Raw genomic sequence first — 11,861 nt, 5'->3', positions numbered from 1 at the left:
ACACGAGGAGGGACACCGGAAAAAATCGGACGGTCAGTTCTCGCGGGCGAATCCGTGCGAGATGGAGTTTGCATCGATGGGAGGACGGGGAGCAGGACGACGATTAGCTGATGAACTTGTTGTCGCGCCAGTTCACGCCGCTGGACGAGGAGTTTTCATTGCGCGGTCCTTCGACGACTTCGATGGACGCCGGACGGTCGTCGCCGTCGACGATTCGGGTGGCTTCGAGTTCGCCACCGACTTCGGCGATGGCAGTCAGCGTTCCCTTCTCGGCCTTTCGCGCGATAGTGCAGAGCACCTCAAACATCGGGTACTGCACCGCGCTGTTCTGGAGCACCGTCTCGCGGTCGCCTTTGAACGCGGCCATCTCGATGAGTTCGCCGGTCGGTTCCTCCTCTTCTTCCTCTTCCGGAGTCCCCCATCGGGGCGCGTTGCGTCGCGCCTCCTCCTCCTCGGTGAAGACGCGCGTCTCGGAGACGCTGGCTTTCAGTTGCGCGGTCGGCGTGTACTTGCTGATGCTCTCGTCCGTCGAGACTGCGCTGATGATGAGAGTGTTGTTCCGGCGGGTGATATCGACGCTGTCGATTCCGTCCGGTAGTTCTGGGTCACTTTCGAAGTAGTCGTAAACAGTTTCAAGCGGCAATTCGAGCGTCGAATGTAGTCGGTATACCTGGCTCATTTGTAGTCGTGGGTTCCGTCTCCCGTCGGCGGTACGTATTTGTATACGCGCCCCGCACTTATAGGGTCTACTCTTTCGGTTGCGCGTGCAACCGGCGAACTGACGTCAGTCCGTTCGAAGTGTCGATTCGAGTTCATTTCGTTCGTCCATCTCCGCGAGGATGTCGCTTCCGCCGATGAATTCGCCGTCCACGTACGTCTGCGGTATCGTTTCCCAGCCGCTGTGACTCGACAACGCCTCGCGGTAGGCATCTAGGTTATCGAGCACGTTCACCGTCTCGAACTCGTCCCCGAGATGCGCGTCGAGGAGTTCGACCGCGCGCATGGAAAAGCCGCACTGCGGCATGAGGCGCGTTCCCTTCATGAAAAGCACGACGTCCTCGTTCGCGATGGTCGAATCGACCCGTTCCTCGACTTCCTCGGCCGATAGCTGTTCGCCGGGTGTGAAGGTCATACCGTTACGTAGGCACCCACGCCGCAAAGAAGTTGCGCCCGCGTCACGCCGTGCCGTTGACGGGACGGTAGCGAGCGAAGGAACTGCCGTCGTTTTCGACGGTCGTCACCGTCTCGCCGTCGATGACGACGGTTATCGTGTCGTAATCGCGCGGCACCGTAACGGCCGCGTCGATGGTCGTCCGCGGCTGACAGTCGTCCGGCGACCCCTTCTTCGCCGACGCGGCGTGGTCGGGGCTCGTATCGATGCGGAGGAAATAGTCCCCGTCAGCGCCGGAATCCAACGTCGCGTTCACGTCGATGGCGGTCGCTTCGTGCGCGATGGTGTCGTTAAACGAGACGGCCACCACGTCGTGAATCGGTTGCTGGCCGACCCAGCCGCCGGTATCGACCGTCGCCGAACAGCCCGTCCCGGTGGCGGTGACGAGGGATTCGGACGGTATCTCGACGCCGTTCCTCGCGTTCGCGGGAAAACTGAACAGCGATGACCCGGCCGAACCGAGGACGAGGCCGACGACCAAACCGAGGGTGAGAGTTCCGACGAGAACCCGTCTGGAGGTCATACTCCGGGAGTTATCATCGAAAAATAAATGCTTTCTGCCGCGGGTTCGGGTCGGTTTTCGTGACGCTACTCGTCGCTGCCGACGCCGATGACCTGCACCAGCGAGTAGACGGGAACGCCGTCTAGCTCCTCGATACCGCGCTTATCGGCGAGGACGATGCAGGCGACCGGGTCGCCGCCGCGGTCCTTGATGGCTTCGATGGTTTCAGTCATCGTCGTCCCGCTGGTGATGGTGTCGTCCACGACGTAGCACTCGCGGTCCCGAATCTGTGCGAAGTTGCGCGAGAAACTGCCGCCGTACTCGTCGATGTCGCCCTCGTCCCACTGGTGTTTTCGCGGCGCGTAGGTTCCGAGGTCGGTGCCGAGTTCGCGGGCGACGGTGGTCGCCAGCGGCGCACCCGCCTTCTCGATTCCGATGGTCAAATCGACCTCCTCGCCGTGTTTCGACAGCATATCGGCCATCGCCGCGCCGACGTGCGAGAGGCGGGCGCTGTCGCGGCCGATGGCGCTCCAATCGACGTGGATGTCCTGCGGACCGCCGGTCGGTTCGGGGGTCGGTGCGCTCCCGCTCCGTTCGACGAGCCAACTCGCCGTCTCGCGCGAGACGTTCAGTTCGTCCGCGATTTCGCCCTTCGAGAGGCCGCGCTCCGCTAGCTCGGCCGCGCTCTCGATGAGGTCGTCAACGTTCTTCATGGTCGTAGAATTTCACCGCGGCCTTTATTGTCGTTTCGTCGTCCGCAAATGCGTCCGCGAGGTTCGAGGTGTCGTAGATGCCGGTCACGAGGTCGTCCAAGAGCCAGTCGGGGAGCGACGAGAGCGTCTCGGTCGCGGCCTCGAAGTGCCGGTAGCCGGAGTTGACGCTCCCGACGAGCGCCTTGTTGTGCATCACGAGTTCGCGGTGGAGTTTCCCGCCATCGATTTCGAACGGCCACGAATCCGGGACGCCGAGCAGCGCCGCGACGCCGTTCGGCGCGAGCGCCTCGATGCTCTCGAAGGCGTGTTTCGGGTAGCCGGTCGCCTCGAAGATGAAGTCCATCGATTCGTACGCGTCGGGTATCTCCGAGACGGGCGTCTCGCGCGAATCGATGTACGTCGCGCCCAACGCCTCGATGATGTCGATGGTCGGGTCCGGTCGGTCGCGGCGGCCGAGGCAGTAGGTCCGCTCGAAGGACTGGCCGAGCATCGCCAGCGTGAGCAGGCCGAGCGACCCGTTGCCGAGGACGAGCGCGCTCTCCGGTTGCCAGTCGAACGCCGAGCGCGAGGCGTCGGCGTGTTCGATGGCCTTCTCGGCGATGCTGATGGGTTCGACCAGAAAGCCCCACTCGGCGAGGTCGTCCGGAATGGGAAGCAGGAACTCCGCGGGACTGGTGAAGTAGTCGCTCATGAAGCCGTGGCCGCCGGTGATGCCGCGCTCGACGACGTCCTCCGGGGGAGCCATGTCCGGTTCGCCCCGCTCGAAGTACTCCGTCGGGCCGTCGGGAAGCGGACGGCGAACGGTCGGCACGACCACGTCCCCTTCCTTGAACGCGGTATCGTTCGGGTCCACCACCACGCCGACAGCCTCGTGGCCGAGAACGAGGTGGTCGTCGTCCGCGGGAAAGCCGCCGTGATGTCCGGCGATGACTTCGTAATCGGTTCCGTCGATGCCTACTCGGAGTGTCCGCACCAGCACCTCGCCGGAATCGCGGTCCGGTCGGGGTTTATCGATGACTTCGGGGGCACTCGCGCCGCGCTTGAGTGCGACTGCGTGCATGTCACACCCTTACAGCCCGGTATTCAAAACATTTATTCTTTGCCGAGTAAATCGTTCAGGTGCAGGTGAGCGGCCACGAGCGTCCATGGTAGTATGCTCACACGAACCCGAACGTCTGTCCAATATGCAGTTCTGGCCGCTCGCGTTTTCCCGTGCGCTGTTCGGCGAGTCACAACTGCGTCGCCGAAATCCGCGCCAGCGAACCCGTTCCCGAAGCGCCCGGTTTCCGCCGTTCGCGGACGCTCGTTAGCGTTCGACCGCCACGCGCTCGCCGGTTTCCGCCGACTCGTAGATGGCTTCGATGGTTCGCATATCGACCAGTCCGTGCGCGCCGTCGGGTCCGGGGTCGCGGTCGGCGAGCAAACGGTCGGCGAAGTAGTCGAATTCCTCCCGTTCCTCGTTCACCGGTGCGACCGAGAACGCGGCCGCCGCGTCGCCGCGTTCGACCGTCAACTGAGCCTCGCCGAAGAACGCCGGAGAGAGCGTCAGTTTTCCCTCGGTCCCCGTCACCGAGAACTCGCTTCCCTTCTGGGCGTACTGGCTGGCGACGCAGGCCGCGGTGACGCCGTCGTCGAACGCGACCTCGAACGAGACGTGTTGGTCCACCCCGGAGAAGTGTTCGTGCGGACTCCGCGTCGTCCCCTGCGCGCTCACCGGGCCGGAACCGAGGACGAATCGGGCGGTGTTCAGCGGATAGATGCCGAGGTCGATGAGCGCCGACCCGCCAGCGAGGTCGGCGTCGAGTCGCCACTGGTTCGGGTCGGGCGTTATCTGCTCGAAGACGTTCTGGCACATCGACCCCTCGACCAGTACGGGGTCGCCGACGAATCCCTCCCGTACGAGGTCACGCATCCGCCGGACGGCCGGGTTCACGTGCATCCGATAGCCGACCATCAACTGCACCCCGGCCTCGTCACAGGCTTCGACCAACCGCTCCGCCCGCGCGGCCGAGACTTCCATCGGTTTCTCGCACAAAACGGCCTTGCCGAGGTCGGCCGCCGTCTCCGCGAATTCGAGGTGTGTCGCGTTCGGCGTGGCGATGTACACCGCGTCGTACGCGTCGGCACCCTCCCCCGCGTGGAATTCCTCGTAACGCAACGCGCGGGCGGCCCCCATTTCGTCGCGGAGTCGAGCGGCCTTTTCCGCCGAACCGCTGACGAGCGCCCCGATTTCACAGCGGTCGCTGTCCCGAAGGGCCGGGACGACCATCTCCGTCGTGAACCAGCCGAGGCCGACGAGCGCGAACCGAACTCGTTCGTCCGAGTCGGTCACGGTCTCCCAATCGCGTCGGGTGAAGTCGTCGAGGTGGTCTGCGAGCGTCATCCCCCACAGGAACGAGCCTGTGGCGGTTAGCGTTTGGGGCGTGTCGCCTCGGGGCGGTCGGTCACGCCGAACTCGGTTTCGAGCGCGTCGTACCACTCCGCCTCGGCGAGCGACCGCTCGCGCTCCTCGCCGTTTTCGTGCCGGGTCAGCGCGTCGGGGGTGAGCTTCGCATGACCGGAATCGGTCGCGATGGTGACCACGGGGTCGCCCGTGAACGGCGACTCGGGCGCGGATGCGAGGTACTCGCACGTCGCCTCGAAGTACGACCGCTCCCTCGGGATGTCGCGGAAGACGTACCGCGTTTTCCATTCGGGGTCTTCCTCGGACGAGTCCCGGAACTGGGTCGCGTAGTCCGAATCGGGACGGTCGCTTTCGACGGTGCGCCATTCGACGCCGATGTCGTCCCGCGTCGCGTCGCCGTCGAGCGGGAGCGGACGCCGCATCGTCGGGACTCCCATCCCCACGTCCACGATGTACGGCCGGTCGAGCGTGACGACGTTCGTGAGGTGGTTCGCGGGTGGACGCGCCTCCCCGTCCGAGAGCACCATCGCCGCGCGTCGACTCACGTCGAATCCGAGTTCGGCGAGGAGGTCGCCGAAGAGACCGTTGAGTTCGAAACAGAACCCGCCGCGGCGATGCTCGACGATTTTGTCGTAGCAGTCACCGGCGGCGAGCGAGACGCCCGCTCCCTCGCGGTCGCCGAACGGGTCGCCGGTGATGGCGACGTTCTCGAAGGGAACCGTCGTGACGTGCGCGCGTTGGAGTCGGGCGAGCGTTTCGAGGTCCGTGTCCCGAATCGTCGTCGAGTCCAGACCGATTCGACCGCAGTATCGTTCGTGATTCATGCTGGCTTAGAATCCGGTGACCGATTCGATGGTCGCGCTGGCGACCTCGGGATACTGCTCGACACCGGCGAACAGGACGAGGTGTTCGCCGAGGCGACGGACGCGCTCCGCGGCGGTCGAGTCGGTCAGTTCGCCGTCCGAAAACGACGAGTGAGCGTCGGAGACGCCGACTTCGAGGGGAAGCGTCCACGCGTTCAACGCTCGGCAGACGGACCGGAGGTGTTCGAGGGCGGACGTCGGAAACCGGCCGCCGGACACAGCGAGCAACCCGACCGTCTTGTTCTCGAACTCCTCGAACCCGCAGTAGTCGAGCGCCGTCTTCAGCGGCGAGGAGTACGACCCGTGGTACATCGGCGTGCCGAGCAAGATTGCGTCGGCGTCTCGGAGCGTCCGTCGAAGCGATTCGGCGTCCGCCGGGGTCGTCTCGTCCGCGTCCACCAGCGGCAGGTCGTAGGTGCGCAGGTCGACGAGCGTCGTCGTCGCACCGGCCGCTTCCGCCGCGTCGAGTGCCGTCCCGAGGGCGGCCCGCGTTCCGCTTTCGTCGCGCAGGCTCCCGCACAGCGCGACGACGTGTGTATCGGGTTCCATCTTCGTCGGAAGAGAGTACCGCCGACAGCCACTAAAGCGCTCGCTGAAGACGGCTACAGTTGTCCGTCTGTCACTTCCCCCGACCCGACCAGAAGAGATTACCCGGTCGATGGAAAACCGCCGTCACGAGATGCAGGACGAGTTCGAATCGGCGGCCGAATCGTCGGTCGCATCGACCGAGGCGCTCACGCTCATCGGCAACGACGTTCGGGCGGGGATACTCAACGCGCTCAGCGACGCCCGCGGCGGGGAGGGGAACCCGCCCGCGCTCTCGTTCTCGGAGCTGCGCTCGCGCGTGGGCACGGACGTGGACAGCAGTCGGTTCAACTACCATCTCCAACAGCTCGTCGGGGAGTTCGTCGAGCGTCGGGACGACGGCCACTCGCAACTCGTCGAAACGGTCGTCGAGCAGGAGGGGACCGGCTACGCGCTCCGCCCGGAGGGGACGATGCTCACGCGAACGATTCGAGCCACGACGGACGGAGACGGCGCGTCCCTCTCCCCGACGGAACTCGATACGGACTGTTACTTCTGCGGGGAACCCGTCGAGGCGATGTACGAACACGCCCTGTTCAAGATACAGTGTCCGGGCTGTTCGTACCTGTACGAGTACGACTTCACGCCCCCCGGCGTCCTGCACGGCGACGACGGGAGCACCGTCGCACAGGCCAGCGAGTACAACCGGTCGGTTCGCCTCGCGTTCGCACGCGGGGTCTGCCATCTTTGTGGGAACGCGGTGGACACGACGTTCGTCGAGCCGTCCGAGACGGGCTATCCCCGTCCCGACCAGCGGGCGGTGTGCATCAACCGCTCGTGTGACCGCTGTAATCACCGGAACTACTTGCGGCTCGGCGAAGCCCTCCTCGGAAACCCCGATCTCATCTCATTCTGCCACGAGCGGGGTCTCGACGTGACGACGACGCCCATCTGGAAGCTCGAATTCGCCACGACCGACCGCCACGTAACCGTCCGCTCCACGGATCCGTGGGAAGTCGCGCTTCGCGTTACCCTCGACGGCGACACGCTCGAACTCGTCGTGGACGAGGAGCTGAGCGTCGTCGAACGGTCTGTCTCGTAACCGAAGTCACGCGGCGCTACTCCCAGAGGGCGTACAACTCGTCGCGCGGCGGGTCGGTGATTTCCTCATCGTCCAGCGCGAGCGCGCCGTCGCCTTCGACGGCGCGCCCGACGACGGCGGCCGGGATTCCGACCGCCCGAACCGCGTCGAGCGCCTCCTCGACCGACTCCTCAGGGACCGCCGCGAGGAGCGCCCCGGAGCCGAAGATGCGGAGCGGGTCCACGCCCATGGTGTCACAGAGGTCGCGGGTCGCGTCCCGGACCGGCACGTCGTCGCGGGCGACTTCGAGGCGCACGCCGGAAGCTTCCGCCATCTCCAACAGCCCGGTGACCACGCCGCCTTCCGTCGGGTCGTGCATGGCGTGGGCGTACTCGCGGAGGTGGCGGGCGTCCTCGGCGACGCTTATCTCCTCGAAGAACGATTCGCCGCGTTCGGCCACCGGGCCGACCTCCGCGCGGAAGTCGGTGGCGAGGATGGCCGTGCCCTCGATTCCGGCACCCTTCGTCAGAATCAGTCGGTCGCCCGGTTCCGCCCCGCCGGTCGGGACGAACTCGTCAGCCAGTCCCATGCAAGTCATCGTGACCATCGGCCGCGAGAGGTCGGGCGCGTACTCGGAGTGGCCACCGACGATGGCGATGTCGAGTTCGGTCGCCGCCTCGTCTATCTGTCGGGTCACGACGTCCAGCGTCTCCCGGTCGTCGTCGGGGAGGAAGACGACGTTCGTCAACCATCGCGGGTCGGCCCCGGAGCAGGCCACGTCGTTGCTGGCGACGTTGACCGCGAGCGTGCCGAGTCGTTCGCGCGCCAGCGAGAGCGGGTCGGAACTGACGACGAGCGTTCGCTCCCCCACCTCGATTGCGGCGGCGTCCTCGCCGTATCCGGGACCCACGGAGACGTCCTCGTCGCTCGCGCCGGTCCGGGAGACGACGAGCGCGAGGTCCTCCGGGTCGAGTTTACCGATCATGCCCCGACGTTCTCACGACGTGCCAATGTGCGTTTCGTCGTGGCGCGGTTGTCGGGGCGGTGGGGCCGTCGGATTCGCCGCGGTGGGGTCGTCAGTTTCCTCGTGGTCCGGCCGTCGGATTCTCCGCGCTGATTTCGGCGCACTACGGAACGACTGCTCCGCTCGCGTCACGGGACTAGTTCTTTTGTGCATGCTGTCGTATCCGGTGTGGGGTATCATGGCAGACAGAATGCAGACCGGACCGGTCCTGATACTGGGGGAGGAGGCACAGCGAACGAGCGGACGCGACGCCCGCGAGATGAACGTCACCGCCGGACGGGCGGTCGCCGAGGCGGTACGCACCACGCTCGGCCCGCGGGGAATGGACAAGATGCTCGTGGATTCGATGGGTGACGTCGTCGTCACCAACGACGGCGTGACCATCCTCACGGAGATGGACATCGAACACCCGGCGGCGACGATGGTCGTCGAAGCCGCCGAAACCCAAGAGGACGAGACGGGGGACGGGACGACGACGGCGGTCATCCTCGCCGGGGACCTGCTTCGCCGGGCGGAGGAACTGCTCGAACAGGGCGTCCATCCGACCACGGTCGCGCGGGGCTACCGACAGGCGAGCAGAGAAGCGTCACGGGTACTCGAATCGGCGGCCCATCCCGTCGAGGAGAGCGACCTGCTCGTCGAAATCGCACAGACGGCGATGACGGGGAAGGGGGCCGAAGCGGCCAAGCAAGCGCTGTCGGAAATCGTCGTGCGGGCGGTTCGCGCGGTCCGCGACGACGAGAGCGACGACATCGACCTCTCGAACGTCACCGTGGAGACGGTCGTCGGGGGTGCCATCTCGGGGTCGGAACTCGTGGATGGCGTCGTGGTGGACAAGCAGCGCGTGGACGACGACATGCCGTGGCACGTCGAGGACGCCACCATCGCGCTGGTCGATACGCCCATCGAGGTACAGGAGACGGAAGCGGAGACGGCGGTCAGCGTCACCGACCCGGACCAACTCGAGCAGTTCCTCGACCGCGAGGAGGCACAGCTCCGGGAGATGGTCGATAGAATCGCCGACAGCGGCGCGAACGTCGTCTTCTGCCAGAAGGGCATCGACGACCTCGCACAGCACTTCCTCGCACGGGAGGGCATCCTCGCCGTCCGCCGCGCGAAACAGAGCGACGTGAACCACCTCGCGCGGGCGACGGACGGCCGCGTCGTCTCCAGCCTCGACGACATCGACCCCGACGACCTCGGCCACGCCGGACTCGTGGCCGAACGCGACGTGGCGGGGGATACCCGGATTTTCGTCGAGGAGTGTGACAACCCGCGAAGCGTCACCCTGCTCCTCCGCGGCGGCACCGAACACGTCGTCGAAGAGGTCGAACGGGCCGTCAACGACAGCCTCGGCGTCGTCCGCGTCGCCCTGCTGGACGGCCGGGTGTTACCGGGCGGCGGCGCACCCGAAACTGCGCTCGCGCTCGCCCTCCGGGAGTACGCTGATAGCGTCGGCGGCCGGGAACAGCTCGCGGTCGAGGCGTTCGCCGACGCGATGGAGGCGATTCCCCGCACGCTGGCCGAAAACGCGGGCGTCAGCCCGGTCGACGCAATCACCGAACTCCGAAGTCGGCACGACGCCGGGGAGGAGAGCGCCGGAATGAACGCCGAAACCGGCGACGTCGTGGACATGCTCGACGCGGGCGTGGTCGAACCCCTCCGCGTCAAGACCCAAGCCATCCAGAGCGCGACCGACGTCGCCGAACTCCTGTTGCGCATCGACGACGTGATTTCCGCGGGTGACCTCGGCAAGAGCGAGGACGAAGCGGGCGGCCCCGAGACGGGTGGCATGGGCGGTATGGGAGGGATGGGCGGCATGATGTAGGACGGGAGCGAGAATCGAATCTCGTTTTGATGTCCAACGAGGTGCGGTGTTCGTGGGTTCTAGACGGCGACGAGAGGAGATATTCTGCCCCCTTCGCGCCGGAAGAGGGGTGCTCATCCCTCGCACGCTGTCAACACGGACCTCGGACGACGTGTCCTCGGATCCGTCCCAGCGCGCCACAACGAAACCCGAAGCGCGAGATGTGAAATCCGATTACTGCAACGGAGCCAGTGCTTCCTTCTCTTCTTCCGTTTCGGCGTTTGCGAAGACGGAGTGTGCGCCCTCTCGCTCCCGCGCGCTCGGGGCGACTTGGATGAATTCGGCGTTCTCGCGTGCGGCGGCGATGTCGTGGCCGCCGCAGTAACTCAGCCCCGAGCGGAGTCCGGCGAGGAAGGTCTCGGCTTCGTCGGCGAGCGGGCCTTTGTACTCGGTGAGGCCCGCGATTCCCTCGTCGGCGTCGGGGGTGAGGTCCTTGTCGGTGCGGTTCTCGTTCGCGGCGGTGGAGGCCATGCCGCGCGAACGCTTGAACGCCCGGCCGTCCACGGTCACGGTTTCACCGGGCGCTTCCTCGGTTCCGGCGAAGAAGCTTCCCATCATCACGGTCGAGGCCCCGGCCATGAGCGCCTTCACGGCGTCCCCGGAGGTACGGATGCCACCGTCGGCGACGATTGGGATTCCGAGGTCGTCCGCCCGCTCCGAGCAATCGTCCACGGCGGTCAGTTGCGGGACGCCCGCTCCGGCGACCTTGCGGGTCGTGCAGTGCGAACCGGGACCGACGCCGACCTTCACGCCGTCCGCGCCCGCCGAGTAGAGGTCCGAGACGGCTTCCGGCGTGACGACGTTTCCGGCGACGAGTTCCGCGTCGGGGAACTCGGCTTTGATTTCGGACACGGCGTCCAGACAGCGCTCCATGTGGCCGTGAGCGACGTCGACCATGATGCAGTCCGCGCCCGCGTCGAGCGTGGCTTCCGTCCGGTCGATGAACTCCTCGTTGATGCCGACGGCGGCACCGACCAGTCCACCGGCCGCTTTCACCGAGCGAACCTGTTCGGCTTGCTCCCCGATGCCCATGAAGCGGTGAATCGTTCCGAGACCACCCCGCTCCGAGAGGGCGATTGCGGCGTCCGTCTCGGTGACGGTATCCATCGGCGCGGAGAGAAGCGGCGCGTCGAGTTCGAGGGTCGGCGTTAGCTTCGTCGCCAGGGAGACGTCGCTCCGGCTATCGACCGGAGAGCGTTGCGGCACGAGCAGCACATCGCCGTACGAAAGACCTGTCCTGATGTCCATCGGTAACCTTCACTTCCGAGTTTCCGACTCCACTTAACTCCACTGAAAACGGACGGGGGTGGTCGGCAGCAGCGTATTTCGTGTCGCGTGGTGAACGATATTCGATGACGACTATCGACACAGAAACGGACGTGATGACCCTCATCAACGTCTTCACCGTTCCCCCCGAGCAACAGGACGAACTCGTCTCCCTCCTCGCCGACGCCACCGAGGAGACCATGCGTCACCTGCCCGGATTCGTCTCCGCGAACGTCCACCGAAGCCGGGACGGAGAGCGCGTCGTCAACTACGCCCAGTGGGAGAGCGAGGCCGACTTCGAGGCCATCTTCGAGCGCCCCGACGTGCGCGAACACATGGACGGGGCGCTCGAACTCGCCACGGTGGACTACCACCTCTACGACGTGGCGTTCACGGACGAACGGTAGCCACGCGCCCCGTCCGCTCCGCCGCGATTCCGGTGGCT

The 11,861-nt window shown here is 65.9% G+C and carries 13 protein-coding genes; 3 read left to right on the top strand and 10 right to left on the bottom strand.

What is annotated here, in order from left to right; genetic code table 11:
* Positions 1-103: 103 nt before the first annotated feature.
* From V5735_RS07760 to V5735_RS07725, 8 genes are all read right to left on the bottom strand, one after another.
* Positions 104-679 (bottom strand): DUF7110 family protein, encoded by a 576-nt coding sequence (locus tag V5735_RS07760; RefSeq protein WP_423745836.1) that lies wholly within the window; start codon positions 677-679, stop codon positions 104-106.
* Between the two features lie 105 nt (positions 680-784).
* Positions 785-1,132 carry a glutaredoxin family protein gene (locus V5735_RS07755; protein ID WP_423745835.1) on the bottom strand — a complete coding sequence of 116 codons (348 nt, stop codon included), beginning with the start codon at positions 1,130-1,132 and terminating at the stop codon, positions 785-787.
* A gap of 43 nt (positions 1,133-1,175) precedes the next feature.
* Positions 1,176-1,694: a hypothetical protein gene (locus V5735_RS07750; protein ID WP_423745834.1), complete on the bottom strand. Its 519-nt coding sequence runs from the start codon at positions 1,692-1,694 to the stop codon at positions 1,176-1,178.
* A gap of 65 nt (positions 1,695-1,759) precedes the next feature.
* Entirely contained in the window at positions 1,760-2,386 is a 627-nt protein-coding gene (gene gfcR / locus V5735_RS07745; protein ID WP_007982358.1) for a transcriptional regulator GfcR, read from the bottom strand.
* Positions 2,373-3,446, bottom strand: a complete 1,074-nt coding sequence (locus V5735_RS07740) for a glucose 1-dehydrogenase (protein ID WP_423745833.1) — start codon at positions 3,444-3,446, stop codon at positions 2,373-2,375. The genes gfcR and V5735_RS07740 overlap by 14 nt, the downstream gene beginning before the upstream one ends.
* Positions 3,447-3,692: 246 nt before the next feature.
* Positions 3,693-4,769 carry a D-xylose 1-dehydrogenase Gfo6 gene (gene gfo6 / locus V5735_RS07735; protein WP_423745832.1) on the bottom strand — a complete coding sequence of 359 codons (1,077 nt, stop codon included), beginning with the start codon at positions 4,767-4,769 and terminating at the stop codon, positions 3,693-3,695.
* A gap of 26 nt (positions 4,770-4,795) precedes the next feature.
* Positions 4,796-5,614 (bottom strand): arylamine N-acetyltransferase family protein, encoded by an 819-nt coding sequence (locus V5735_RS07730; protein WP_423745831.1) that lies wholly within the window; start codon positions 5,612-5,614, stop codon positions 4,796-4,798.
* A gap of 6 nt (positions 5,615-5,620) precedes the next feature.
* Complete coding sequence (locus tag V5735_RS07725; protein ID WP_423745830.1) at positions 5,621-6,202, bottom strand: NADPH-dependent FMN reductase; 582 nt, start codon at positions 6,200-6,202, stop codon at positions 5,621-5,623.
* Positions 6,203-6,332: 130 nt separating this feature from the next.
* Here V5735_RS07725 and V5735_RS07720 point away from each other — a divergent pair, with 130 nt between their 5' ends.
* Entirely contained in the window at positions 6,333-7,280 is a 948-nt protein-coding gene (locus V5735_RS07720; protein ID WP_423745829.1) for a DUF7351 domain-containing protein, read from the top strand.
* A gap of 16 nt (positions 7,281-7,296) precedes the next feature.
* Here the strand turns inward: V5735_RS07720 and V5735_RS07715 are convergent, their stop codons facing one another.
* Entirely contained in the window at positions 7,297-8,244 is a 948-nt protein-coding gene (locus V5735_RS07715; protein ID WP_423745828.1) for an AIR synthase family protein, read from the bottom strand.
* A 229-nt stretch (positions 8,245-8,473) separates the two neighbouring features.
* Between V5735_RS07715 and thsA the strand changes: the two genes are divergently transcribed.
* Positions 8,474-10,111, top strand: a complete 1,638-nt coding sequence (thsA, locus tag V5735_RS07710; protein ID WP_423746008.1) for a thermosome subunit alpha — start codon at positions 8,474-8,476, stop codon at positions 10,109-10,111.
* A gap of 213 nt (positions 10,112-10,324) precedes the next feature.
* Here the strand turns inward: thsA and V5735_RS07705 are convergent, their stop codons facing one another.
* The gene (locus V5735_RS07705; RefSeq protein ID WP_423745827.1) at positions 10,325-11,398 is read right to left on the bottom strand and encodes a guanosine monophosphate reductase; all 1,074 of its coding nucleotides are present in this window, start codon (positions 11,396-11,398) and stop codon (positions 10,325-10,327) included.
* Between the two features lie 104 nt (positions 11,399-11,502).
* Between V5735_RS07705 and V5735_RS07700 the strand changes: the two genes are divergently transcribed.
* Positions 11,503-11,823 carry an antibiotic biosynthesis monooxygenase family protein gene (locus V5735_RS07700; protein ID WP_423745826.1) on the top strand — a complete coding sequence of 107 codons (321 nt, stop codon included), beginning with the start codon at positions 11,503-11,505 and terminating at the stop codon, positions 11,821-11,823.
* The last annotated feature ends 38 nt before the right edge of the window (positions 11,824-11,861 follow it).

Source organism: Haladaptatus sp. SPP-AMP-3 (assembly GCF_049568665.1).
Classification (GTDB): Archaea; Halobacteriota; Halobacteria; order Halobacteriales; family Haladaptataceae; genus Haladaptatus; species Haladaptatus paucihalophilus.
This window is presented reverse-complemented; position numbering and strand designations above follow the sequence as displayed.